This window comes from Candidatus Effluviviaceae Genus I sp. (assembly GCA_016867725.1).
GTDB lineage: Bacteria > Joyebacterota > Joyebacteria > Joyebacterales > Joyebacteraceae > VGIX01.
On record VGIX01000009.1, the window covers coordinates 1 to 24,636 of the forward strand.

The 24,636-nt window shown below is 71.4% G+C and carries 20 protein-coding genes; 1 reads left to right on the forward strand and 19 read right to left on the reverse strand.

Annotated features, from left to right (window positions below):
- A partial coding sequence (locus tag FJY74_03760; protein ID MBM3307421.1) for a 30S ribosomal protein S20 occupies nucleotides 1-195 on the forward strand: 195 nt, incomplete at its 5' end.
- A gap of 105 nt (nucleotides 196-300) precedes the next feature.
- Here FJY74_03760 and FJY74_03765 read toward each other — a convergent pair.
- The 19 genes from FJY74_03765 to add all read right to left on the reverse strand — a co-directional run bounded on the left by FJY74_03765 (nucleotide 301) and on the right by add (nucleotide 24,488).
- Entirely contained in the window at nucleotides 301-2,010 is a 1,710-nt protein-coding gene (locus tag FJY74_03765; GenBank protein ID MBM3307422.1) for a proline--tRNA ligase, read from the reverse strand.
- Nucleotides 2,011-2,028: 18 nt separating this feature from the next.
- Nucleotides 2,029-2,601: an HD domain-containing protein gene (locus FJY74_03770; GenBank protein ID MBM3307423.1), complete on the reverse strand. Its 573-nt coding sequence runs from the start codon at nucleotides 2,599-2,601 to the stop codon at nucleotides 2,029-2,031.
- Complete coding sequence (locus tag FJY74_03775) at nucleotides 2,598-4,112, reverse strand: transglutaminase domain-containing protein (protein MBM3307424.1); 1,515 nt, start codon at nucleotides 4,110-4,112, stop codon at nucleotides 2,598-2,600. The genes FJY74_03770 and FJY74_03775 overlap by 4 nt, the downstream gene beginning before the upstream one ends.
- Nucleotides 4,109-5,293 (reverse strand): transglutaminase domain-containing protein, encoded by a 1,185-nt coding sequence (locus FJY74_03780; GenBank protein ID MBM3307425.1) that lies wholly within the window; start codon nucleotides 5,291-5,293, stop codon nucleotides 4,109-4,111. Before FJY74_03780 ends, FJY74_03775 begins: the two co-directional genes overlap by 4 nt.
- A complete protein-coding gene (locus tag FJY74_03785; protein ID MBM3307426.1) occupies nucleotides 5,290-6,114 on the reverse strand; it encodes a 4-hydroxy-tetrahydrodipicolinate reductase in 825 nt (274 codons plus the stop codon). The genes FJY74_03780 and FJY74_03785 overlap by 4 nt, the downstream gene beginning before the upstream one ends.
- 116 nt (nucleotides 6,115-6,230) lie before the next feature.
- Nucleotides 6,231-8,588 carry a response regulator gene (locus FJY74_03790; GenBank protein MBM3307427.1) on the reverse strand — a complete coding sequence of 786 codons (2,358 nt, stop codon included), beginning with the start codon at nucleotides 8,586-8,588 and terminating at the stop codon, nucleotides 6,231-6,233.
- 2 nt (nucleotides 8,589-8,590) lie between these two features.
- Nucleotides 8,591-9,811: an FIST C-terminal domain-containing protein gene (locus FJY74_03795; GenBank protein MBM3307428.1), complete on the reverse strand. Its 1,221-nt coding sequence runs from the start codon at nucleotides 9,809-9,811 to the stop codon at nucleotides 8,591-8,593.
- Between the two features lie 397 nt (nucleotides 9,812-10,208).
- A complete protein-coding gene (locus FJY74_03800) occupies nucleotides 10,209-11,282 on the reverse strand; it encodes a KamA family radical SAM protein (protein ID MBM3307429.1) in 1,074 nt (357 codons plus the stop codon).
- 201 nt (nucleotides 11,283-11,483) lie between these two features.
- The gene (locus FJY74_03805) at nucleotides 11,484-11,675 is read right to left on the reverse strand and encodes a 4-oxalocrotonate tautomerase family protein (GenBank protein MBM3307430.1); all 192 of its coding nucleotides are present in this window, start codon (nucleotides 11,673-11,675) and stop codon (nucleotides 11,484-11,486) included.
- Nucleotides 11,676-11,745: 70 nt separating this feature from the next.
- Nucleotides 11,746-12,627, reverse strand: coding sequence for a 4-hydroxy-tetrahydrodipicolinate synthase (locus tag FJY74_03810; protein MBM3307431.1), 882 nt, complete (start codon nucleotides 12,625-12,627; stop codon nucleotides 11,746-11,748).
- A gap of 14 nt (nucleotides 12,628-12,641) precedes the next feature.
- Nucleotides 12,642-13,433 (reverse strand): diaminopimelate epimerase, encoded by a 792-nt coding sequence (locus FJY74_03815; GenBank protein ID MBM3307432.1) that lies wholly within the window; start codon nucleotides 13,431-13,433, stop codon nucleotides 12,642-12,644.
- A 17-nt stretch (nucleotides 13,434-13,450) separates the two neighbouring features.
- A complete protein-coding gene (locus tag FJY74_03820) occupies nucleotides 13,451-14,101 on the reverse strand; it encodes an Ig-like domain-containing protein (protein ID MBM3307433.1) in 651 nt (216 codons plus the stop codon).
- Nucleotides 14,102-14,213: 112 nt separating this feature from the next.
- A complete protein-coding gene (argF, locus tag FJY74_03825) occupies nucleotides 14,214-15,071 on the reverse strand; it encodes an ornithine carbamoyltransferase (protein ID MBM3307434.1) in 858 nt (285 codons plus the stop codon).
- A gap of 58 nt (nucleotides 15,072-15,129) precedes the next feature.
- On the reverse strand, nucleotides 15,130-16,011 hold the full coding sequence (locus tag FJY74_03830; protein MBM3307435.1) for a tyrosine recombinase XerC: 882 nt from the start codon (nucleotides 16,009-16,011) through the stop codon (nucleotides 15,130-15,132).
- Nucleotides 16,012-16,015: 4 nt separating this feature from the next.
- Nucleotides 16,016-18,238 carry a type I DNA topoisomerase gene (topA, locus tag FJY74_03835; GenBank protein MBM3307436.1) on the reverse strand — a complete coding sequence of 741 codons (2,223 nt, stop codon included), beginning with the start codon at nucleotides 18,236-18,238 and terminating at the stop codon, nucleotides 16,016-16,018.
- A 22-nt stretch (nucleotides 18,239-18,260) separates the two neighbouring features.
- Nucleotides 18,261-21,374 (reverse strand): preprotein translocase subunit SecA, encoded by a 3,114-nt coding sequence (secA, locus tag FJY74_03840; protein ID MBM3307437.1) that lies wholly within the window; start codon nucleotides 21,372-21,374, stop codon nucleotides 18,261-18,263.
- 128 nt (nucleotides 21,375-21,502) lie between these two features.
- Nucleotides 21,503-22,837: an NHL repeat-containing protein gene (locus FJY74_03845; GenBank protein MBM3307438.1), complete on the reverse strand. Its 1,335-nt coding sequence runs from the start codon at nucleotides 22,835-22,837 to the stop codon at nucleotides 21,503-21,505.
- Nucleotides 22,834-23,472 carry a phosphoribosylglycinamide formyltransferase gene (locus tag FJY74_03850; GenBank protein ID MBM3307439.1) on the reverse strand — a complete coding sequence of 213 codons (639 nt, stop codon included), beginning with the start codon at nucleotides 23,470-23,472 and terminating at the stop codon, nucleotides 22,834-22,836. Before FJY74_03850 ends, FJY74_03845 begins: the two co-directional genes overlap by 4 nt.
- Nucleotides 23,469-24,488, reverse strand: a complete 1,020-nt coding sequence (gene add, locus FJY74_03855; GenBank protein ID MBM3307440.1) for an adenosine deaminase — start codon at nucleotides 24,486-24,488, stop codon at nucleotides 23,469-23,471. Before add ends, FJY74_03850 begins: the two co-directional genes overlap by 4 nt.
- Between the last annotated feature and the right edge of the window lie 148 nt (nucleotides 24,489-24,636).

A 24,636-nucleotide genomic window follows, 5' to 3' on the forward strand; every position in this document is an offset into this window, starting at 1 on the left:
CACAACCGCGCCTGGAAGTCGAGGGTCTCCACGGCCATCAAGACGGCCCGCTCGGCCTCGGCCGAGGAGAAGGACCAGGCCGTGCGGAAGGCCGTGTCCGTGCTCGACAAGGCGGCCAAGGTCGGCGTCGTGAAGAAGCAGACGGCCAGGAGGAGGAAGTCGCGCCTCATGGCCGCCGCGGCGAAGGAGAAGTAGCGCGGGTCACGCCCGCGCCATGCGAAGCGCGCCCCCCTCGGGGATCCGAGGGGGGCGCATCGTTGCCAGCCCGGCGCGCGGGGCGCGCCCGGACCCTCCCTGCGCCTACGGCAGCGACGGCAGCATCCGCGCGATCGCCGTTGCGGCCGTCTCGCGCGGCACCTCCGCCTTCTCGCCGGTCTTCCGCACGCGCGACTCGACCACGCCCCTCTTGAGTCCCCTGTCCCCCACCGTCACGCGAAGCGGCGCGCCGACGAGGTCGGCGTCCTTGAACTTCGCGCCGGGCGACTCGTCGCGGTCGTCGTAGAGCACCTCGATGCCCGCGGCCGTGAGCTCCTCGTAGAGCGCGTCCGCGGCCTCGCGCGGCCCGGCGTCCCTGGGGTTGATCACGAGGAGGTGCACCGCGTACGGCGCCACGCTCGCCGGCCAGGCGATGCCGTCCTTGTCGTGGTGCTGCTCGACGATGGCCGCGGCCGTGCGCGAGACCCCGAGTCCGTAGCATCCCATGACGAGCGGCTTGGCCGTGCCGTCCTCGTCGAGGAACGTCGCCTTCATCGCGTCGGAGTACTTCGTGCCCAGCTTGAAGACCTGCCCGACCTCGATGCCGCGGAACGAGTCCAGCGCGGCGCCGCATCGCGCGCAACGGTCGCCCTTCGTGATGAGCGCGAGGTCGCGGAACTGCGGCGCCGGGAAGTCGCGCCCCGCGTTGGCGCCCACGAGGTGCGCGTCCTTCCGGTTCCCGCCGACGACGACGTTCCGGAGCGCCCGCACGGTCTCGTCCGCGACGACCTCCACGCCCGAGAGACCCACGGGGCCGGCGAAGCCGACGGGCGCGCCCGTCACCCGCTCGATGTCGCCCGGCGCCGCGGGCGCCACGACGTCCGCGCCGAGCGCCGTGGCGAGCTTGGCCTCGTTGATCTCGCGGTCCCCGCGGATGAGCGCCGCCACGATGCGCCCGTCGGCGTCGTAGAGGATGGTCTTCACGATCCGCGTGGGCGGGACCCCGAGGAAGCCCGCCACCTCCTCGATCGTCCTCATCCCTGGCGTGTCGACGGCCTCCATCGGGCGCTCGGCCTCGTCGGGCGGACCGGCCGGGGGCACGACGCCCTCCGCGCGCTCGTTCGTTGCCGCGTAGCCGCAGGCGCAGACGATGACCTCCGACTCGCCCGTGTCGGAGAGCACCATGAACTCGTGCGAGGAGCTTCCCCCGATGGCACCGGTGGCCGCTTCGACCGGACGGTACGTGAGCGCGCAGCGGTCGAAGATCCGCGAGTACGCCTCGCGCATCCGCTCGTACGTCTCCTGGAGCGACGCCTCATCGCGATGGAAGCTGTAGGCGTCCTTCATGATGAACTCGCGCGCCCTGACGACGCCGAAGCGCGGCCGCGGCTCGTCGCGGAACTTCGTCTGGATCTGGTAGAGGCAGAACGGAAGCTCGCGGTAGGAACGCACCTCGTTCCTGGCGATGTCCGTCACGACCTCCTCGTGCGTGGGCCCGAGGGCGAAGTCGCGCCCGCTCCTGTCCTTTGTCCTCCAGAGCTCCTTCCCGTAGACGCGCCAGCGCCCCGACTCCAGCCAGAGCTCCGCGGGACTCAGGACGGGCATGAGGATCTCCTGGCAGCCGGCGGTGTCCATCTCCTCGCGCACGATGGCCTCGATCTTGCGGATGACGCGCCAGCCCAGCGGGAGGTAGTTGTAGACGCCGGAGGTGACCTTCCTGATGAGCCCCGCGCGGAGCATGAGCTTGTGGCTCACGGTCTCCGCGTCCGAGGGGTCCTCCTTGTGCGTCGGGATCAGTGCCCGGGTCCAGCGCATGGTCGTCTCCATCTCCTCTCAGCGGCCGATGGTCTCGCTTCTCAGCGAGCGCAGCGCGTCGTACAGCTCGCGGACCTCATCGAACGCGAAGTCCCTCGTGTTGTCGTCGTATCCCCAGAAGTCCTCGATCCTCCTGTTGCCCTCGAGCTCGTACTCGTAGGCCTGCGTGAACATCTCGAGCTTGTCCACGGCGCGCACGAGCCTTCCCTCGACCGACGAGCGGTCGACGAACTCCCGCCACAGGCTCACGTACTGCGAGCCGCCGGGCAGGTCGGCGAAGAGCCGCTCCATGACGCGCGCCTCGGCCTCCTCCTTCACGCCCTCGCCCAGGATCTTCGTGGCGGGCGCGTGGATGTCTCCCGTGACGTGCTCGGGCAGGTCGTGGAGGAGCGCGATGCGAAGGACCTTCTCGCGGTCCACCGCGACGCCGAGGCGGTCGGCGAGCATCATGCTCATGAGGGCCACGGCGTACGAGTGCTCGGCGACGCTCTCGCCCTCCCGCACGCCGCGCACCCTCCATCCCATGCGCGGGATCGTCTTGAGCTGGTTGCACTCGAGGAGGACCTCAAGGAGCTTCCGCGCGTCCTTCATCGCTGCTCCGGTCTTGCGGCATCATCGGGCCGCCTCAGCGCGCGCGCGATCCACGCGTCCACGGCAGCAAGGAGCGAGTGCCCGATGTTCAGGTCGTACCCCTGGCGTTCGAGTATAACCTCTCCGCCGGCGGCTGCATAGACACGGACGCGAGGGAGGCGGGCGTCCGCGCCGGCCCCCTCGACCGCGCGCGCGACCTGCGCGTACCGCGCGGTGACCACCGGAGCCCGCCGGGCGAGCGCCCGCTCGATGAGCGGGAGCATGCGCGCGCTCGGCTCCTCGCGCGGGTCGAACTCGACGAGCGCCTCGAGCGATCCCGCCAGCGACGAGAGCTCGTCCGGCGTCGCCGGCGCCGCCGCGCCTCGCGGCGACACGTCGAAGCTCACGAAGACCGTCTCCCCCGGCGCGGCTTCGAACGGCTCCATCATGACGAAGGGGTTGCCGCTCTCGTCGCGCAGCCCCGCCAGCGCGACGTACGTTCCCTCGCCCACCGTCGCCGTGAACCGCCCGTCGTCGTCGGCCGCGGTCTCGAGCGCGTCGAGGGCCACGAGCGCCCCCGCGTTGAGCGCGCACACGGAGAAGCCGTCGAAGCCGGCCGCCGGCCCGCCCCCATCCGCGAAGGTCATCTCGACCGTCGCCGTCTCGGTGTACCGCTCCGTGACGAGAAGGAGCTCGAACCCCGAGAGCGTTGCGGCGACCGTCACGTTGCCGCGGTGCGCCGCCTCGACGTGTCCGAACTCGCCGAACGCGTCCGGCTCGAGCGGGTAGAGCGGAAGCCAGCCCTCGCCGTCGAAGATCTCGATCCAGCTCCGGCCGCCCGGCTCCTCTCCGAGCGCGGCGACCGACACCCGGCGGCTCGGGATCCCGAGCGCCTTCATCGCCGCGCACGCGAGGATCGCGACGTCGACCTCGCTCCCGCTTCGGGCCGTCAGCGTGACGGACGGCGACTTCCTCGGCCCGAAGAAGTCCGGCTCATGGACCTCCACGGAGTCCGCGAGGAAGCGGTTGACCCTCCGCGCCGCCGCGGCCGCCGAGCCTTCTTCCCGGGCCGCCGGGCCCCACAGGTCGAAGAGCCTCTTCCTCCACGGCGCGAGCGGCTCGTCCTCCATCCGGTGAGCGAGGATGTACGGCCGGAACATGTCGGCCGGCACGGGGTACGGCATCTCGCGGCGGGCGCGGTGGGCGCACCGCACGTGCTCGATGAGGTTCTCCGCCGTCATCTCGACGCGATCCAGGCGGGGCATGCCGACGACGAGCCACACGCAGTCGTCGCGCTCCTCGCCCTGAAGAGTGCGGATCGCCGTGGCGAGCTCGGTCCAGTTGGCTCCGGCGTCGGCAAGCGACGCCGCGAGCGCGTCCCGGTCGGCCTCGCCCACGAGCGCCAGGACGTCCGCGGCGGCCTCGGGCTCGAAGCGTCGGTCCGCCCGCGCGGCGCCGCACGCCGCGAGCGAGAGGGCGCAGAGCGCGGCCGCCGTGACCGGTCGAGCGACGCGTCCGGCGCGGGCCTTCATCGCGGCGCCTCCCCGGGGTGGTCGTAGCGCAGCTCGAACTCCCCTGCGAAGCCGGGCGACCGTGAGAGGTCGAGGCCCACGACGGCCGTCTCCCCTCGGGCGACCCGCGCGACGCGCCAGTCGTGGCCGCGGGGAGGGCCGCCGGCGCACACCACGTAGTCGCCGTCGCCGAGCTCGATGCGAGATCGGCCCTCTTCGTCGGTGTCGAGCCGGGCGATCGCTCGGACGGCCCCGAAGTTCCACAGCGACACCGTCACGGGCACGGACGGCGACGGCGCGCCGTCCGCGGTCACGAGGACCTCGAGCGCGCCCGTCCCGGTGTAGCGGGCCGTCGAGTTGACGATGGCGTGGCGTTCGCCCGTGCGGTACGCGTCCTCCCCGGGCGCCGCGCTCCCCAGCATCGGAGAGAGCACGAGCGCGGCGTTCCGCGCGGCGTCGTTGAACCACGCGTCGTCGAGGGCGTCGCCGGGCTCGCAGGCGCCGGTGTAGTGCCAACCGCCGTCGGCCCACACCTCGGTCCACGCGTGGTTGTTGTCCATCGTCGGCCAGTAGGGCGTCCAGACCTGGCGCGCCGGGACGCACACGCTCCTGAGCGCGGAGGCGTGCAGGATGACCAGTTCCTCGCACCGGCCGTAGCCCGCCGCGAGCGTCTCGAACACGCCCTGGTCGCGTCGTTCCGTCGGCTTGAACGTGACGCGCTCGCCGCACCAGCGGTTCACCTCGAGCGCGGCGTCGGTCATCGTCGTGAGGCCCTCAAGGCGGGGGCCGATCTCGTCGAGGAGGAAGCGCCGCCATCGCTCGAGGGGCTCCTGCGAGACGCGCGGAGCGAGGACGCAACGGAGATAGACCTCCTCCGGGACCTCCCGTCCCCACGGGAAGCGCTCCCGCGCCTCCCGCGCCAGGGCGGCCGTCTCGAGAAGGAACGCGGCGTCCACGGCGGCGAGGTCCGACGACGGCAGGGACTCCACGAGGAAGCGGACGGCGTCGCGGTCCTCGTCCGGCGCGAGCGAGAGGGCGCGAAGGAGCTCGTGCGCGTTCTCTCCCGCCCGATCCAGCGACGACCACACTCCGGGGGTGAACACGCCCCGCGGCGGCTCGGGCGACGCGTCGGCGGCGACGGCCGGCGAGAGCGCGGTCGCGATGAGACCGAGGGCGGCGAGGCAGGCGGGCGTTGCTCTCACGACGATCCCCGCAGGCGGCGCAGTCCGAGCACGTCGAGCATGTCGTACAGGCCGGGCCCGCGGCTCGCGACGAAGCGCGCGGCGGCCGCGGCGCCGCCGGCGAACGCCAGCCGCGTGAACGCCTCGTGTCGCACGGTCAGCTCCTCGAGCTCCGAGACGAACCGCACGCTGTGCCGGCCGACGATGGAGCCGCCGCGGAGTGAGTGGATGCCGACCTCGCCCTCTCCCCGCGCGGCGGCCACGCCCGAGCGCCCGAAGCGGAGCGCTTCCCCAGGTTCCAGGCCGCGGCCGCGGCAGACGATCTCGCCCAGGCGGAGCGCCGTTCCGCTCGGCGCGTCGCGTTTCGCCCGGTGGTGGGCCTCGACGATCTCCACATCGAACCCCGGCGGCAGCGCCGCGGCGAGCGCCTCGACCAGTCCGAAGAGCACGTTGGCGCCGACGCTCGCGTTCGGCGCCAGCACGACCGCGCAGGTCCCGGCCGCGGCCTCCACGGCGGCGCGCTCCGGCCCCGACAGGCCCGTCGTGCCGACGACGAGCCCCTTGCCTGCCGCGCACGCGACGCCGGCGCACGCCGCCGACTGGGCCGGAGTCGAGAAGTCCACGATCACGTCGTACGACGCCGCGTCGAACTCCCCGAGGGCGCCGCGGACGGGCACGTCAATCCCGTCCCCGCCGCGCGGCACGCGGACGCTCCCACCCGCGCACGCGTGCGCCGGCGACTCCACGCCGCCGACGAGCGCGAGGTCCGCCGCCGCGGCCACGGCCTCGGCCGCCAGCGAGCCCATCCTGCCGCAGATCCCGCTCACGAGCACGCGGGTCACTGAGGCCTCCTCTGAGAGGGAAGCTGCAAGGTGCTGATCTGCGCAAGACGATGAGTTACGCGTCTTTGGAGGGGCAAGTCAAGGCCAAAGGACGGGGAACGCGGCGCGGCGAGAGGTCAGTTCGCCGCGTCCTGGCTCGGGGGCGACTCCTTCGCAGTCGAGTCGAGCGTGAGACGCACCACGCGGGCGATGTCGCGCGGTCCGAACGGCTTCTGGATGAAGGCCGCCGCCCCCTTCAGGAGGTCGCCGGACTCCCCACCCTGCGGGAACCCGCTCATGACGACCAGCGGGATGGAGCACCCTCGCGCGCTCAGCTCCTTCCACATCTCGCGGCCGCCCATCTCCGGCATCACGATGTCCGTCATCACGAGCGAGACGTCTTCCTTCGTCCGGTCCAGCTCATCGATCGCCTCTCGCCCGTTGGAGGCCGTGAGGATCCGGTAACCCTGCGACTCCAGGACCTCCCGGATCATCGCGCGCACGCTCTCGTCGTCCTCGACGACGAGGATGGTCTCGTGGCCCCGGTGGCTTCGCGCCGCCGGCTGCTCTCCTTCAGCGGTGTCCTCTTCCGGGGTTCGCACGGGCAGGAACACCGTGAACGTGGTCCCGCGGCCGAGCTGGCTCGTCACGTCGATGAACCCGCCGTGCCGGCGGACCGCGCTGAACACGATCGAGAGCCCGAGTCCCGTGCCCTTGCCGCTCTCCTTCGTCGTGAAGAACGGCTCGAAGATGTGCTCGCGCGTCTGCTCGTCCATGCCCTCGCCGGTGTCGGTCACCTGGATGACCTGGCACCACTCGATGCCGGGGATGCTGAACCTCCTTGAGAGCGCCCCCACGGCCGCGAACTGGTGCGTCGAGACCGTGAGCGTGCCGCCGTTGGGCATCGCGTCACGCGCGTTGACCGCGAGGTTCATCACGATCTGCGCGATCTGCTGCGCGTCGCCCACGATGGCGGGCAGCTCCAAAGCGAGCTCCATCTCGACGGTGATCCGGTCGCCCATCATCCTTCTGAGCAGCTTCAGGGTGTCGCCGACGACGGCGTTGATCTCCACGGGGCCCGCGGACGCGACGTCACGCCGGCTGAACGAGAGGAGCTGGCGCGTGAGCCCCGCGGCCCGCTCGCTCGCCATCGTGATCTCCTTGAGGCCCGTCATCGTCCGGTACTCCTCCGGAAGCCGGGCCGCGAGGAGCTGCGCGTATCCCTGGATCGTCGTCAGGAGGTTGTTGAAGTCGTGGGCCACCCCGCCGGCGAGCTGGCCGATCGCCTCCATCTTCTTCGAGTGGTGGTACTCCGCCTCGAGCTGCTTCCGCTCTTCGATCTCTCTCTCGCGCGCGACCGCGCGGGAGACGAGCCCCGACATGACCTCGAGGAGCCTGACGTCCTCGTCCTGCCACTCGAAGGCGACGGCGCAGCGCTCGAAGCTCACCCATCCGACCACCGAACGATGGACCGAGATGGGGACGACGAGGAGCGACCGGATGCCCTGTTCCCGGAGCGGAGCGGACTCGCCGGGCGGCAGGGTCTCGACGTCGCTGATGCGGATCGTGCGTCCCTCGGCCATGGCGTCCTGCCACGCCGGGACGCGCTCGAGCGGATGCGGCGCCCCGGTGCCGAGCGGCGAGAGCCTCCGCGCCGCCCACTCGTGCGTGACCTCGGTCATGCGGTCGTCCTGGCGCCGCGTGAGGAGCCGCACGCGGTCGAGCGACCATGCGACCCCGACGCGGCGCAGCACCTCGTCCAGGTGCGCCGTCGGCGTGTCGAAGTCCTGCAGCAGGAGCTCGGAGAGCCTGTGCAGCAGCGCCTCGTAGCGGACCTGCCTTCGCAGCCGGCCTCGCGTGATGAGATTCAGCCGGCCGACCCAGAGGATCGCGCCGACGGACACGAGGATGTCGAGGTCGTGCCCCGTGAGGCCCGGCTCCTGCGCGCCGTCCTCCGTGAACGTGCCCGCGACGAGCGCGGTCTCGAGCGCTCCGGCTCTGACGTTCGGGATCCACACGAAGTACGGGGCGCCGAGCGACTCGCGGACCCGCTCGATCCAGTCCCGGCTCTCCGTCTCCGCGTTCACGACCTGAGGCCTCGACCACTCCTCCGCCTCGACCGCATCGAGGCGAAGCGCTCCAGGCGCGCTCTGCGGCTCGCATCCGAGATGCGACGCCGGCCGGAGCGTCGTGCCCTCCCCGGCCGGCTGTCGTTCGTAGATCACCGCGCGCTTCATCCACAGCTCGGCGATGATCGTCCTGAGCGCCACGGCGTAGAGAGCGCGCAACGAGACCGCCCGGCTGATGCTGTTCTGGAAGCCGGTGAGGAACCCGAATGCCTCTCTCGCGCGGCGGACCTCCTGCGTGAGGTGCAGCACCCTGTAGTCGGCGCGCACCATCTCGCCCGCGAGCTTCTCCACCCGCGCGCGGAGGCCCGCGAGCCGACGCTCCGTCTCGCCCAGGGGCTGTTCCCTTTCAGGCAGGTCCTGCGCCACCCCTAGTCCTCCGTGAACGCGATGAGCACGCCCGTCCAGTCGAGGGCGCGCGACCCCTGCATGAACGGCGCGATCTCGACGCCCGAGTAGAACCCGAGGAGCGGCATCTTCGATCCGATGGTCTGCTGGATGATCGCACCCTCCTCGGCGCCGGCGCCGCAGAAGCCGCTCGTGCGCCCGGCGCAGTCGATGTAGAGCGCGAGGAACGGGTTGGCCTTCTCGACGCGCTTGAGGAGGTCCGTGGAAATGGCCTGCGCGGACGAGAGCATGTGCTCGTTGCTCCGCCTCATGATCTGGACCTTCTCGCCGGGACCGAAGTCGGACTCGAACAGCACGACCGATCCGTCGTTCGGGTTCACGCCGGCGATGAGCCGGTTCATGTAGGCGTTCTCGTCGAACTCGCCGTACGGGTCGTCGCCCTTGTTGGCGCCGAGCGTGACCAGGAGCGAGTACTGCTGCCAGTCCTTCCCGGCGCCCACGCCGATGATGTCCTCGATGACCGAGAGGGCGGGCTTGCCGTCGAGCTCCTTCACGACCGGGCCCTCGATGCTCGTGATCGTGTGGTAGTCGCTGGCCGGCTCGCAGCCGTGGCTGATGGCATGATGGATCGAGCAGTCCCCGGACACCAGGACGCCCACCGCGTGCTGGCGCATCGCGGCGTCGCCGGCGAACACGTGCGACCCGCTCCACTGGTAGTCCTTCATCATGCCGCCGCCGAGGACCGGAACGTGCGGGCCGGCGAGCCCCGCCTCGACGCCGCGCACGAGCTGGCTCGCCAGGTTCACGCGAAGCGGCTGGGGCGTTCTCACCGAGTCGTAGAAGAGGAGAATGCCGCGCGAGTCGGGACGGCTGCGTCCCGCGAGGAGCGAGCCCAGCGTCTTGCCGGCCTTCTCCTCCGACTCGTCGAGGCCCCCGACGGACATCGCGTCGAAGCGGATCGCGCTGGACTTGACGACCGCGACGCCGGCCTCGTACCCACCGTAGCTCGCGCGCTCGTTCGTGATGACGCCGACGGCCGTGCCGCCGACGAGCGTCTTCTCGCCGACCACCGACCTCACTGCCTTGAGGAACCCCATCGGATCGTGATTGCCTCCGCAGAAGGCGACGGTGAAGTCGCTCTGCTCGATGGAGGCGTTCGCCATGGCCTTCTCCGCCGCGCGGCGTCCCGCGTCGCGCGAGTCCGTCGTGTCGGCGAAGCCGACACCTGATCTCGTCGTTCCCATGCTCTCCCCCCTGCGTGGGCGAAGCCGCTCGCGCGGCTCCGCCTGGCCCGTCAGGCGCCGGTGGCTTGAGCGCTGGTCGCCTTGCGCCACCCGCCGCCTGTGCTCTCCGTCGCCCTTGTGGAAGCCTCGGCAGGCCTGTCAAAGCAAGAGGCGTTCCACGGGGTGTCGCTGAGAGGCCCACGGATAGGGCGGTTCATGGGGTCGCGCCCGGGGGCGGAGCCCGGAGACCGGGGGCGGAGCCCGGACGGTGGCAGGATGCAAGCGCGGCGGGCCAGGAGCGGGGCAGGCAGGTCAACTTCTGAACACCAGAGCCGGGCCCCCATGCCGCGGCCCCCGGACGCACGACGGCGGGCCGGCGCTGGGCCGGCCCGCCGCCATGGCGGCATGCCCGGGGTCCTCAGCTCCTACGAGGCTCGTCGGCGGCGCTGGACGGGACGGCCGACGGCGTCCGCTCTCGGTTCATGAGATGGACCGCCTCCTTCTCCGGCGACCACCCCATCATGCGCACCTTGTCGCCGCGCGCGATGGTGATGAGGTGCGGCACGCAGAAGCCCGAGGTCTTGTTCTCGAGAGCGCCGATGAGCTCGGCTGCCCTCTCACCTCCGATCATGAAGTGCTCCGCCCCCGGCGCGCGGATGCCCCAGATCGCGTAGTACGGCAGCACGCGGAGGGCCGCGAGCCGCTCGTAGAGCCGCCGGAGCGTCTCCGGGTCGTCGTTGACCCCGCGCAGGATGGGGCCCTGCTGCAGGAGGACGATCCCGGCGTCCGCGAGCATCGAGATGCCCTGCTCGAGCTCCGGCGTGATCTCCCTCGGATGCACGAACGAGAACGTGAGATAGAGCGGCCTGTGCTCGGCGAGCATCCTCACGAGATCCGGCGTGATGCGCGACGGGATGTAGATCGGGAAGCGCGTCGTGATCCTGACGATCTGCACGTGGCGTATCGCGCGCACGGACGAGACCCAGTAGTGGAGCTCCTCGTCGCTCAGGATGAGCGGCTCGCCGCCCGTGATGACGACGTCGCGTATGGACTGGTCGCGCCGGATGTAGTCGAGCGCCCGCTCCCCCTGATCGTGCGAGAGGTGCATCACCTTCCGTCCCTTGCGGAAGCAGAAGCGGCAGTGCGACGGGCACGAGAGCGTGGGGATGAGCAGCAACTTGCCGGGATACCTGTGGACGATCCCCGGCACGGGCTGGTACCGCGCCTCGTCGGCGTGGACGTCGTCGTCCTTCTCCCCGGGGCGGTGCTTGAGCTCGTCGAGCAGGGGCACCACCGTGCGGCGCAGCGGGTCGTCCGGGTCGCTCGGGTCGATCAGCGACAGGTAGTGGCGCGAGACCATGAGGCGATAGACGCCCTCCAGGGAGTCGATCGCCTTCTTCTCGCCCTCGGTGAGTCTGATGATCTGCGAGAGCTCGGCGCCCGTCGTCACGACGCGGGCGAGCTCCCGCTGCCACTCCTGGCGTCTCGGCATCGTTCCTCCTGGTGCTGTTGGAAGCGGGCAGGGACCGCCCACCAAAAAAAAACCGCGACGCGCGGCCGCCCTTTCGGGAGCCGTGCGCGCGGTAGCCGACTTCAACCGACGCGGGGCGCAGTCTAGAGCTGCCCCGCGTTCCGTGTCCAGTCCTAAGTTGTGAGTTCAGTCAAGGGGAGCTTGAACGACATCCTGCCGCGGTCATGGGGAGGACTTCGAGAACGGGCGGCCTCCCCTGCCCCAGTCGGTCTTGGGCACATCGCGGATGATGATCTCGATGGCGTCGGGCGGCGCTCCGCAGGAGCGCGAGAGGGCGTCCGTCACCTCGCGGATGATCCTCTCCTTGACCTCTTCGCTGCGGCCCGGCCACAGCGTGATCTCGACGAGCGGCATGTCGCTTCTCTCCTTCCCTTCCTGGGCGCTCACGCGGCCCCGCGCCGGCGGCGCCACGGTCACGCGCGGGTCACGCGCCTCCGCCGAGCGCCTCACGCATGAGGTCGATCCCGCGGGCCATCCGCTGTCGGCTCTCGGCGGTCACCTCGGCGAGCGGCGGCCGGAGCTCCCCGCTCTCGATGAGCCCGAGCGCGGCCATGGCGTGCTTGACCGGCCCGGGGTTCGCCTCCACGAAGAGCGCCCGCGCGATCGGCCAGAGCCTCGCGTGGAGTTCGGCGGCCTTCGCCGGGTCGCCCGGGTACGCGCCGACCATCTCCGCGACGAGCCGCGGTACGACGTTCGAGGCGACGGAGACCACGCCCTTCGCTCCGACGGACAGCATCGGAAGCGTGAGCGGGTCGTCGCCGGAGAGGACCGTGATGTCGCACAGCGAGAGGATCGCGCTCACCTGATCGAGAGACCCCGAGGCCTCCTTCACCGCGACGATGCGGGGGATCTCGGCGAGGCGCGCGATCGTCTCGGGGAGCATGTTCACGCCCGTTCTCGAGGGGACGTTGTAGAGGACGATGGGGATCTCGGCTGCCTCGGCGACGGCGCGGTAGTGGCGGTACTGGCCCTCGGGCGACGGCCTGTTGTAGTAGGGCGTGATGACGAGCGCGCCGCGCGCGCCGGCGCGCTGGGCCGCGAGCGTGAGCTCGACGGTCCCGCGCGTCGAGTTCGTCCCCGTGCCGGGGACGACCGGCATCGCGTCGCCGACCTCCTCGAGGCAGACGGCGAGGACGCGCGCCCGCTCGTCCGCGGTGAGCGTGGCCGCCTCGCCGGTGCATCCGGTCGGCACCACGCCCGACACGCCGGCGGCGCGCTGCGCCCGCAGGAGCTTCCTCAGGGACCGCTCGTCGAGCTCACCGTCCTTCATCGGTGTGACGAGCGCCGTCAAGCATCCGCTGAACATGGCACGCCTCCCGGTCAGCCCTCGGAGCGCTCGATCTCGCCGCGGTACACGATGACGGCGTCGCCCGTGAGCGTGACGTCGCAGAATCCCAGGTCGCTCATGTAGAAGCCGACGACGAGCGGGCCGCCGCGCGTCCTCACGGTCACCGGCGGCCTCACGCGGCCGAGGGCGGCCATCACGACCGCCGCGGCCACGGCGCCGGTGCCGCAGGCGAGGGTCTCGTCTTCCACTCCACGCTCGTAGGTGCGCAGCGCGATGGCGCTCCCGTCGAGGACCGTCACGAAGTCCGCGTTGGTCCCGTCCGGCAGGAACGCGTCGTGGTGCCTCACGGCGTGCCCCGTCTCGACGACCGGGACCGCCTCGAGGTCCTCGACCTCGATCACGGCGTGCGGGACGCCCGTGTTCACCCTGTGGACGGTGAGCTTCTCCGCCCGCAGCCTCAGGCGCTGGTCGAGGAGCATGGCGCGGGGCTCGGTCATCGAGAGCCGGACGAGATCGCCGGCGATCACGGCCCGGTGCACGCCGGAGCGGCTCTCGAACTCCATCTCGTCGCCGACGATCCCGAGGTCGTGCGCGAACCGCGCGATGCAGCGCGCGCCGTTGCCGCACATGTCCGCCTCGCTGCCGTCGGCGTTGAAGTACCGCATGCGGAAGTCGCACCTCGTGCTGGGCACGAGGAGCAGGAGGCCGTCGGCGCCCACCGACACGCGCCGCCGGCACAGCTCCCTGGCAAGCTCCCTTGCGTCGTCGCCGAGCGTGTTCGTCCGGTCGTCGATGACGACGAAGTCGTTGCCCGCCCCCGTCATCTTCGCGAACGAGAGCCTCACTGCGCGCCTCCCTCTCCCGCGCGGGGCGGCCCGAGCGCGATGCTGATGCCGACCGCGGAGTCCCCCGGAGCCGCCACGAGCGCGGCCCCGTCGACGGCCGCCCCGGTCTCCCGCGACGGGTCGTATCGGCCGTCGCGGTCGGCGTCGAGGAACGCGACGAGCGAGTAGGGCGCCCGCGACGCGCGCACGCGGGCGAACCGGAAGCCGCCGTCGGCGCCCGACAGCGCCGCGCGCCCGCTGGGCGCGAGACGCCCCGTCGAGTCGGCCGCCGCCGGCGCCGCCAGCAACCACACGGTGGCTCCCGCGACAGGGGCGCCGTCCTTCCCGACGTCGCCCGCCACGACGCAGTCGTCCACGACCGGCCCTGTGGAGAACGCGAAGGACGCCGCGGCGGCCATCGGCACGCCGTGGTCGTCCTGCGCGCCCGCACCCACGGTCACCACGAACGTGGTCGAGTCCGGGAGTTCCGCTGCCGGGGTCGCCAACAGCGCCGGGCCCCGCCAGCGCATCCGCCCCAGCGCCGTCGGCGGGAACACTGCTAGGGCCCGTTCGACGGTCGTCCTGTTCATCTCCTCGCTGAACTCGACCTCGATGGGCGTCGCCGGCGGCACGAGCGTCGCGCCGTCGGCGGGCGCCGTGCGGACCACATGCGGCGGCGTCTCGTCCGGGGGCCCGCCGCCGGGCAGCCCTGGCCGGGCGCACCCCGCGGCAAGCACCGCGGCGGCGGCCAGCGCGATCGCCCCGGCGCAGGCCGCCGCGCTACCGACCCATGAGCTCGACCATGATGGCCTTCTGAGCATGCAGCCTGTTCTCCGCCTCGTCGAAGACCGCGGACTGCGGCCCGTCGATGACCTCGTCGGTGATCTCCTCGCCGCGGTGCGCCGGCAGGCAGTGGAGCACGATGGCGTCGCGCTTCGCGCGCGCGAGGAGCCCCGCGTTGACCTGGTACGGGCGGAAGTGCGCGTCGCGCTCCTTCTTCTCGGCCTCCTGCCCCATGCTCGTCCAGACGTCGGTGTACACGACGTCGGCGCCCGCCACGGCCGCAGCCGGATCGCTCAGCGCCTTCACGTTCCCGCCGCGCTTCCTCGCGGCGGCGAGCACGCCGGCGTCGGGCTCGTACCCGGACGGCCCCGCGATGCGCAGCTCGAAGCCGAGCACGCCCGAGGCCTCCACCCACGAGTTGGCCACGTTGTTGCCGTCGCCGACGAACGCCACGACCATCGTCGAGAGGTCCTTGCCTCGCTCGCGGCACGTCAGGAGGTCGCCCATGATCTGGCAGGGATGCAGCAGGTCCGTGAGGCCGTTGATCACCGGCACGTCCGCGGCCTCCGCGAGCTCGACGCAGTTCGAGTGCGCGAACGTCCTGATCATGATCCCGTGCACGTAGCGCGACATGACCTTCCCGACGTCGTAGATGGACTCGCGCTGCCCCATCTTGATCTCGGCGTCGGTCACGTACATGGGGTGGCCGCCGAGTTCATACACGCCGATCTCGAAGCTCACGCGCGTCCTGAGCGACGGCTTGTGGAAGACGAGCGCCACCGTCCTTCCCCGAAGCTCCTGGCTCGGCCCCCTCTTCCTCTTGAGCTCCGCGGCGAGGTCGAGCAGCGCGAGCATCCCGGCGCGGTCAAGGTCGGCGAACGACACGAAATCCGTCACGCTTCCCTCCGGTTCATCAGGCCCGCGGGTGCGCCCGCCGGTACACTTCCTTCAGGCGCTCCGTCGTCACGTGCGTGTAGATCTGCGTGCTCGAGAGGCTGGCGTGTCCCAGGAGCTCCTGCACGGCGCGCAGGTCGGCGCCCGCGTTCAGCATGTGCGTGGCGAACGTGTGCCTGAGCACGTGGGGGCTCACCCGCCTCGCCTCGGAGACCCTCGCAAGCTCTCTGGCGACGATCCTCTGCACCGTCCGCCCGCAGAGGCGCGCCCCCGACGGTCCCGCGAACACCGCGTCCCCGCGCGACGAGCGCCCGGACGCGGCGAGGTGACGCCTGACGGCGTCGGCCGCGGCGCGGCCGAACGGGACGATGCGCTCGCGGCGCCCCTTGCCCATCACGCGCACCGTCCGCCCCGCGAAGTCGAGGTCGCCGATCCTGAGGGCCGTGAGCTCGGACAGCCGGACGCCGGTGCTGTAGAAGAGCTCGAGGATCGCCCGGTCGCGAAGCGCCGCGGGGGCGTTCCCGGGCGCGGCGCCGAAGAGCCGCTCGGTCTCGCCCGCCGACAGGAAGACCGGGAGCCTTCTCTCCAGCTTCGGCCCCGCGAGGCCGACGGTCGGGTTCGTCTCGATGACGCCCTCGGAGGCGAGGTACCTCGCGAAGGACTTGAGCGCGGCCAGCTTGCGCCGCACCGACCTCCGCGCGAAGCGCGACGCGGCGAGCGAGGCGACGAACCTCCGCGTCGCCCGGGGCGTCAGGTGCGCGACCGTCGGCTCCTCGTCGCGCGCGAGGTCCACGAGGAACCGCCGGAACTGCTCGAGGTCCCTCCGGTAGGCGGAGAGCGTGTGGGGCGAGAGGTTGCGCGTCTCGAGCTCGGCGGCGAACGCCTCGGCGAGCTTCGCGATCGTCCTAGGCTTCCTCGTCACCGGGCGCCTCGGTCTCTCCGGTCGTCCGCTCGCCGCACTCGAGGCAGACGAGCTCGCTTCCGCCGTCCTTCGCCTTCCGCTTCACCATGAAGCCCGCCTGGCACGACGGGCAGCTCACCGGGACGGGCTTGTCCCAGACCGCGAAGTCGCACTTCGGATACGCGCTGCACCCGTAGAAGGTCTTGCCGCGCTTCGTCCGCCTCGCGACCAGCACGCCCTCGCACCCCTGCTTCGGGCACGCGACGCCGGTCGGGAGCGGCGCGGTGCCCTTGCACTCGGGGTACTTCGTGCAGCCGAGGAACTCGCCGAAGCGCCCGTGCTTGGCCTGCATCGGGGCGCCGCAGCGGTCGCACCGGACGTCGTACTGGCGCCGCTCCTTGCCGTCGAGCGGCATGGTGAACTTGCACTTCGGGTAGCTTGAGCAGGCGAGGAACCGGCCGTTGCGTCCCCAGCGTTCGACCATCGGCGCGCCGCACTTCTCGCAGCGCCTGTCGGTCTCGGTGATGAGCGACCGCTTGAGCTCGTCGATCCTTCCCTCGACCTCGGTCAGCCGCGAGCTGAAGGGGTCGTAGAAGTCGCGGACGACCGAGACCCACCCGTCCTCGCCGGCCTCGACGCGGTCCAGCTCGCCCTCCATGCGGGCGGTGAACTGCACGTCGAAGATGTCCGGGAACCCGTGGCCCAGGAGATTCCACACCGTGCAGCCCAGCGCGGTCGGCATGAAGAGCCGCTTCTCGAGGTTCACGTACTGGCGCTTCTTGAGCGTGTCGACGATCGTCGCGTACGTGCTCGGCCGGCCGATCCCCTTCGCCTCGAGCTCCTTGATGAGCGTGGCCTCCGAGTAGCGCGCGGGCGGCTTCGTGAAGCGCTGGTTTGCCGCCGCGGACTCGAGCGTCGCGCGTTCGCCCTCGCTCAGCGCGGGGAGCTCCTTGACGTCCTTCCACACGGCCGGGTACACCGCCGTCCAGCCCGCGTGACGCGGCACCGAGCCGGAGGCCTGGAAGAGCAGGCCGTCGCCCTCGATCGACACGGTCGTGTTCTCGTAGACCGCCGGCGACATCTGCGAGGCGACGAACCGTCTCCAGATGAGCTCGTACAGCCTGAGCTGCTCGGGGCTCAGGTCGCCGCGCAGCGAGTCCGGCGTGCGCGCGACGGACGTCGGACGGATGGCCTCGTGCGCGTCCTGCGCGCCCTTCCCGGCGCGGTACCTCCTGGGCTCGGCCGGGAGGTGGTCCTTCCCGAGCGTCGCCTCGACGTGGGCGCGCGCCTCGGCGATCGCCTCCTCGGCGACGCGCGTCGAGTCCGTGCGCATGTACGTGATGAGTCCCGTCGTCTCGCCGCCGATCGGGAGCCCCTCGTAGAGCGACTGCGCGATCGCCATCGTCCGCTTCGACGAGAAGCGGAGCCGGTTCGCCGCGTCGCGCTGCAGCGTGCTCGTGATGAACGGCGGGAGCGAGCTCACGCGGCGCTCGCGCCGGTCGACCTTCGAGACCGTGAAGGCGGCGCTCCTCGCGCGCGCGGCGACGCGCTCCGCGTCGAGGCCGTTGCCGAGCTTCGGCTTCGCTCCGTCGATGCGCTCGAGCCGGGCCTCGACCTCGGCCCCCGACGCCGTCCAGAAGACGGCGTCGATCGTCCAGAACTCCTTCGGGACGAACCGCTTGATCTCCTCTTCGCGCTCGCAGATGAGTCTGAGGGCGACGGTCTGCACCCTGCCCGCCGACAGGCCGCGGTAGATCGTCCGCCACAGGACCGGGCTCACCTTGTATCCGACGAGCCGGTCCATGACCCTCCGCGCCTGCTGGGCGTCCACCTTGTGCATGTCGATGTCGCCGGGACGCTCCATCGCCTCGAGGATCGCCCGCTTCGTGATCTCGTTGAAGACGACGCGCCGGACCTTCTTCGCGGGGAGCCGAAGCTGCTGGACGATGTGCCACGCGATGGCCTCGCCCTCGCGGTCGAAGTCGGAGGCCAGGTAGACCATGTCCGACTTCGCGGCGGCGTCCTTCAGCTCCTTGAGAACGTTCCCCTTGCCGCGGATCGTGACGTAGGTCGGCGCGAAGCCGTTCTCCACGTCGATCCCGAGCTCCTTCTTGGGCAGGTCGCGCACGTGCCCGATGGACGCCTTGACGGTGTACGTCCGCCCCAGGAACTTGTTGATGGTCTTCGCCTTCGCCTTGGACTCGACGATGACGAGCGCCTTGCTCATGACGGCTCCGATGGCCGCCGCGCTACTGGTCGCGGCCGCAGCACTTCTTGTACTTCCTCCCGCTTCCGCAGGGGCACGGATCGTTGCGCCCCACCCTCTCGGCTCTCCTGACCGGCTCCGGCCTCGGCCCCTCGTCCTCGGCGCCCTCCTCGGAGCGCGCGCGGCGCGGCGGCGGCGCGCCGAAGTCGCGCTGCGCGGGGCGACCGCCCGACGGGACGCCGGGCGCGAACTCGGGCAGCGGCGTCGTCGAGGGCCGCTGGCCGGCCGGCGGCGCGGCCGCGCGGCGGGCGTCCGGGTGGTGCGCCTGTGCGCCCGTCACGCGCTGCTGCGCCTCGGCCACGGGTGCTACCTGCGCGCGGAAGATGAGCTGGACCGCGTCCTCCTGGATGGACTCGACGAGGTCCATGAACATGCTGAACGCCTCGGACTTGTACTCGAGGAGCGGGTCCTTCTGGCCGTACGCCCGAAGGCCGATGCCTTCCTTGAGCCGGTCGAGCTCGTAGAGGTGGTCGCGCCAGTGCCGGTCGATGACCTGCAGGAACACGATGCGCTCGAGGCGGCGCATGATCTCGGGAGTGAGATCGGCCTCGCGCCGCGCGTACGCCGTCGCGACGATGTCCTGCAGGTGCCCGACGAGCGCCTCGCTCCGCAGCGCCGAGGCGTCGGCGTCCCTGAAGTCGATGTCGACGAGAAAGACGCGGCGCAGGTCGTCCCTGAGCCCCTCGAGGTCCCACTGCTCGGGCAGCTCGCGCCCGTCCGTGCGCGCGCGCACCTTCCGCTCGACGATGTCGCGGCAGATCTCCGCCACCTCGCCAGACAGGTCGCCGCCCTCGAGCGTGTTGAGGCGCTGGGCGTAGATCACGGTCCGCTGCTGGTTCATGACGTCGTCGTACTCGAGCAGGTGCTTGCGGATGTCGAAGTTGTGGAGCTCGACCCGCTTCTGCGCGCGCTCGATCGCCTTCGTCACGAGCGGGTGCTCGATGACGTCGCCCTCCCTCACGCCGAGCGTCGTCATGACACGGGCGATGCGCTCGGACCCGAAGATGCGCATGAGGTCGTCCTCGAGCGCGATGAAGAACTGCGAGGACCCCGGGTCGCCCTGGCGCCCGCTGCGGCCCCTGAGCTGCCGGTCGATGCGCCTCGACTCGTGCCGCTCCGTGCCGACGATCCTGAGGCCGCACGGCATGTCGGCGAGGCACTCGTCGGTCATGTCGTGGTCCTTGTCGCACCGCGCGCAGTCCCTCTCGACGCACTTGACGCAGCACTTCTCGCACCTGAGGACGCCCGGGCCGAGCTTGATGTCGGTGCCTCGGCCCGCCATGTTCGTCGCGATCGTCACGGCGCCGGCGCGGCCCGCCGCGGCGACGATCTCGGCCTCACGCTGGTGGTGCCGCGCGTTCAGGACGCTGTGCTCGATCCGCCGCGCCTTGAGCATGCGCGAGATGACCTCGGAGACCTCGACGGTCACCGTGCCCACGAGCACCGGCTGCTTCCGCTCGTGGAGCCTCGCGATCTCGTCGAGGACCGCCGCGAACTTCTCGCGCCGCGTCCTGTAGATGCGGTCGTCGTAGTCCACGCGCCGGACGGGCTCGTTGGTCGGCACCACGTGGACCGAGAGGGTGTAGATCTTCCCGAACTCCTCCTCCTCGGTCTCGGCGGTGCCGGTCATCCCCGCGAGCCTGCCGTACATGCGGAAGTAGTTCTGGAGCGTGATCGTCGCGAGCGTCTGCGTCTCGCGCTCGATCTCGACCCCCTCCTTGGCCTCGACCGCCTGGTGGAGCCCGTCGGACCAGCGCCGCCCCGGCATGAGCCGCCCGGTGAACTCGTCGACGATGAGGACCTTCCCGTCCTGCACGACGTAGTCCACGTTCTTCTCGAACAGCGAGTACGCCTTGAGGAGCGCCTGCACGTTGTGGATGCGCTCCCCCGTCTGCGCGTACGCCATGTGCAGCTCGTTCTTGCGCTGCGCCTTCTCGGCGTCGCTCAGGCCGCCGTCCGCGTCCACCGCCGCGAGCTGCTCCGAGAGGTCGGGCAGGACGAGCAGGTTCCGCTCCTCGGGCGAGAGCAGGTCGCGGCCCTTCTCCGTGAGGGACGCGTTGCGGCCGCGCTCGTCCATCGCGAAGAGGAGGTCCTCGTCGAGCTCGGTGAGGAGCTTGTCCCGCATGAGCTCGGTCTCGACGCGCTGGACCTCGGTCTTGAGCGAGGGGTCCTCGTAGAGCCGCATGAGCCGCCGGTGCTTCGGCGCGCCGCGCGACGCCTGCACGAGCTTGACAAGCCCCTCGCGTCGCGTGCCGGGGTCGGCCGTGAGCTTCTCGGCCTCGTCGAGGATCGAGTTCACGACCTGCGCCTGCCTGCGCACCAGCCGCTCGACGGGCGGCTTGAGCCGGTCGAACATGTGCGTGGACTGCTCGACGACCCCGGAGATGATGAGGGGCGTCCGCGCCTCGTCAATGAGGACGCTGTCCACCTCGTCCACGATGGCGTAGTTGTGGCCGCGCTGCACCCGGTCCTCGAGCCGCACGGCCATGTTGTCGCGCAGGTAGTCGAAGCCGAACTCGTTGTTCGTGCCGTAGGTGATGTCGGCGGCGTACTGCACGCGCCGCTCCTCGGGCGTCATGAGGGTCTGGATGCAGCCTACCGAGAGACCGAGCGTCTCGTAGACCTTCCCCATCCACTCGGCGTCGCGCCTGGCGAGGTAGTCGTTGACGGTGACGAGGTGGGCGCCCTTTCCTGACAGCGCGTTCAGGTAGAGGGGCATCGTGGCGACGAGCGTCTTCCCCTCGCCGGTGGCCATCTCGGCGATGCCGCCGCGGTGGAGCACGATGGCGCCCATGAGCTGGACGTCGAAGGGCACCATCTCCCAGGTGGTGGGGAGCCCCACAACGTCCCAGGTCTTGCCCATGAGCCTGCTGCAGGCCTCCTTCGCCGCCGCGAAGGCCTCGTGCATGAGATCGTCCGGGGTCTCGCCCGCCGCGAGGCGCTCCCGGAACTCGGTCGTCTTCGCCGCGAGGGCCTCGTCCGACAGCCCCCGATAGGACTCCCAGATCCCGTTGATCCGGTCGACGTCCGGGCCGAGCCTGCGCATCTCGCGGTCGACACGCGAGCCGAAGAGCTGCTTGAGGAGGTTGTCGAACATCGTCCACCTCGGCGCACTGACGCCCCGGGCGCGGTTCTCCCTGGGCAAGCTGACCTGACAACCTAGCAGAGCCCGGCGAAGGCCGCAAGGCGCCGTTTTGTGGCTCTCCCTTGGCCCTTCCCGCCCGGCTAGAGCTGTATGGCTGTCTCTGCGGTATCTTGGAAGTGGCTTCCCGCGGAGTACGTGGGTGCCGCCATGACGCGGAGCGTGTAGCGGCCCGCTGCCACCCCGGGGGCCTCGAGGCGTTCGGCGTTCCTGCCGATGGGTCTCCTCCGCCGGCCGAGAAGCGTGCGGACGACCTCGCCCCGCGGTCCGAGGAGCTCGACGGTGACGCGCGACGTCTCGACCAGCGTGTACGAAAGCTCGATCTCGGCCGGTCCGCCGGGCGGGCGCACGACGCGCGCCTCAAGGTCGCGCACCTCCGTGCCGATCCAGAAGTACTGCGCGCCGGTCCGCTCCGTGACGAACACCTGCCCGAACCGCCGCCAGATCGTGATGCCGCGGGGCTCGTCCAGCTCGCTCCGGCCGCCTTCGCGCCCTCCGTGCGAGGCGACGTACGTGAGCGCGGCGTCGAGCTTGTGGATCTGCGAGCGACCGGTGTCGGTGGCGTACACGCTGCCGTAGAAGTCGATGGCGACCTGGTGGAAGCGAGCGTTCGGGAAGGGCAGCGCCTCCGAGCGCGCTGTCGCGATGAGGCGGCCGTCGCGCGCGAAGGACAGGATGCGCGTGCCGCCGCGGTCCACCGCGACGATCGCGTCACGCGCGAGCGCCGTCCACTCGTCGGCCGCCTCGACGACGGCGACGGCGGACGGCCCGTCGAGCGTCACCCCGGCCGCGGCGTCGCCGGAGAACGATCCCACGAACGCTCCGGCGGGCGTCGTGAGGACGATGCGGTCGTTTCCGGTGTCCGCGACGTACAGCGTGCCCGAGGCCCCGACCGCGACGCCGGACGGCCGCGAGAACCGGCCCTCGCCGGGCCCGGTCCCGCTCAGGTTCCGAACGAACCGCAGCCGGCGGTCGCGGTACGCGAGACGGACGATGCGGTCGTTGCCGGGGTCCGCGACGAAGACGTTCCCCTCCTCGTCGGCGGCGATTCCCGAGGGCCCGCGGAACTGCCCCTCGCCCGCCCCGCACGCACCGTAGAGGTCTGCGCTCGTCAGCGACGTGTTGTAGAGCACCTGACAGCGCCCGGCGTTGAGGCCGAACACGGTGAGCTCGTCGTCGTCGCGCGCCGTGCGGGGGTCGTCCTCCGACCGCAGCTTCACGGCGGCGATGGCGCCCGGCTCGTCGAAGCGGGTGCGCGCACCGAGATAGAGGAACACGTGCAACGGCGTCACCTTGCGGAAGCCGAGGGAGTGGCGGAAGGGCGGGTGGATGAGCACGGACGAGTCGCGGCCCGCGTCCGCGCGCGGCGGCAGACCCGCGATGACGACGGCGACGAACGCCAGGGCGAGCGTCCTCACGGGGCGCTCCCCCCGCCGCGGGGCAGGATCCTCACGCGCCTGCCTTCGACCGCGAGCCGGCGTTCGGCGATGAGCTGGAGCGCCTCGGGGTAGATCCGGTGCTCCTCCCGGAGGATGCGCTCGGCCAGCGACTCAGCCGAGTCCTCGGGCAGCACCGGCACCGCCGCCTGCAGGATCACCGGCCCGGCATCCACGCCCGCGTCCACGAAGTGCACGGTCGCCCCCGACCAGCGGACGCCGTACTCGAGCGCCTGCCTCTGGGCGTTCAGGCCCGGGAAGGCAGGCAGAAGCGACGGGTGGATGTTCACCACGCGTCCGGGGAACCGGTCCAGGAAGCCCGAATGGAGGATCCGCATGAACCCCGCGAGCGCGACGACCTCCGCGCCGTGGCGCCCGAGGGTGCTCGCGTACTCCTCCTCGGCCTCGGGCGTGAGCTTCGTCCTGAAGCGCCCCGGCGGAACGTGGAGCGCCGGCACGCCGGCCGCTCTGGCGCGCTCGAGCGCCACGGCGTCCGCGACGTCGCTCACCACGACGACGACCTCGACGTCGATGTCCCCGCGCCGCGCGCTGTCCAGGATCGCCTGGAGGTTCGATCCTCTGCCTGAGGCGAGGACTCCCACTCTGAGTCTGTTCACGGCGCATCTCTCCCGATGCTCGACAGGTACAGACGCTCAAGCCCACGCCTCTCCTCGTCCGGCAGGAACGCCGCCCTCGCGCTGTCTCCGACGAGCGATGCCACGTGGGCTTCCGTAAGGCCGAGGCGCTCCCTCGCGAGGTCGTACTCGCGGCTCAGCGTCGTCGACGAGAAGAAGCGGTTGTCCGTGGCGAGGGCGACGCGCACGCCGCTTCGGAGAAACGTCCTGAGCGGATGGTCCTCGATCGTCGCGACCGCGCCCGTGTGGACGTTGCTCGACAGGCACGCCTCGACGGTCACGCCGCGCTCGGCGAGAAGCGAGAGGACCTCCGGGTCGCGCGAAGCCGCCGTGCCGTGACCGATCCGCAGCACGCCGAGCTCCATCACCGCGACCCTGACGTGCGAGGCGTCGCGTCCCTCGCCCGCGTGCGCGGCAAGCCCGAGCCCCGCGTCCCGCGCCCTCGCGAACGCGCGACGGTAGCGCGCCGCGTCGAAGAGCGACTCGTCGCCGGCAAGGTCCAGCCCCACGACGCCGCCCGCGTGCCGGGCCGCGAGGGCGGCGAGCGCCTCGGCCTCGTCGGCGCCCATCCCCTCGAGGACCGTCACGACGATGCGCGCCGACACGCTGTCGCCCGGCGAGGCCGCGGCGACGCCCGCCGCGCCGCTCTCGAAACCCGAGAGCACGCTTCCGACCACCTGATCGGCGGAGAGCCCGCCCCTCGTGTGCAGCGGCGGGCAGACCCGCACCTCGATGTGGCGCGCCCCGTCGAGGTGCGAGTCCTCGACAAGTTCCCGAGCCGCGCGCCCGAGCGCGCCCGCGGACTGGAGAAGGGCGACCGTCGCCTCGAATCGTTCGAGACATCCGCGGAGCGACATGCCGTCCCGGAAGCGCAGACGCGCCGCGTACTCGTCGCCTCGCGCCCCGTTCGGCCAGGCGCCCTGGGCTCGGGCCAGCTCGACGAGCGTGGACGCCCTGAGGGAGCCGTCGAGGTGCACGTGGAGGTCGGAGGCAAGCATGCGTCGTCCCCGGGACCGCGCCGCAGAGCCGGCTTGACTGGTCGGCCCGCGGAGCATAAGTTTGTCGGTGCCGCAGAGTCAAGGGCAAGGGGTGGTGCGGAGGGGCTGCGCCGAGCCATCCGGGGACCGAAGGCCAGCAGAGGACAGG

Excerpts from the sequence above, each read along its gene's own strand:
- FJY74_03765 (MBM3307422.1), bottom strand. The coding sequence starts at position 2,010 with ATGCGCTGGACCCGGGCACTGATCCCGACGCACAAGGAGGACCCCTCG.
- FJY74_03770 (MBM3307423.1), bottom strand. The coding sequence starts at position 2,601 with ATGAAGGACGCGCGGAAGCTCCTTGAGGTCCTCCTCGAGTGCAACCAG.
- FJY74_03775 (MBM3307424.1), bottom strand. The coding sequence starts at position 4,112 with ATGAAGGCCCGCGCCGGACGCGTCGCTCGACCGGTCACGGCGGCCGCG.
- FJY74_03795 (MBM3307428.1), bottom strand. The coding sequence starts at position 9,811 with ATGGGAACGACGAGATCAGGTGTCGGCTTCGCCGACACGACGGACTCG.
- FJY74_03800 (MBM3307429.1), bottom strand. The coding sequence starts at position 11,282 with ATGCCGAGACGCCAGGAGTGGCAGCGGGAGCTCGCCCGCGTCGTGACG.
- FJY74_03805 (MBM3307430.1), bottom strand. The coding sequence starts at position 11,675 with ATGCCGCTCGTCGAGATCACGCTGTGGCCGGGCCGCAGCGAAGAGGTC.
- FJY74_03810 (MBM3307431.1), bottom strand. The coding sequence starts at position 12,627 with ATGTTCAGCGGATGCTTGACGGCGCTCGTCACACCGATGAAGGACGGT.
- FJY74_03815 (MBM3307432.1), bottom strand. The coding sequence starts at position 13,433 with ATGACGGGGGCGGGCAACGACTTCGTCGTCATCGACGACCGGACGAAC.
- argF (MBM3307434.1), bottom strand. The coding sequence starts at position 15,071 with ATGCTCGCGCTGCTCGACCTCGCCGCGGAGCTCAAGAGGAAGAGGGGG.
- topA (MBM3307436.1), bottom strand. The coding sequence starts at position 18,238 with ATGAGCAAGGCGCTCGTCATCGTCGAGTCCAAGGCGAAGGCGAAGACC.
- secA (MBM3307437.1), bottom strand. The coding sequence starts at position 21,374 with ATGTTCGACAACCTCCTCAAGCAGCTCTTCGGCTCGCGTGTCGACCGC.
- add (MBM3307440.1), bottom strand. The coding sequence starts at position 24,488 with ATGCTTGCCTCCGACCTCCACGTGCACCTCGACGGCTCCCTCAGGGCG.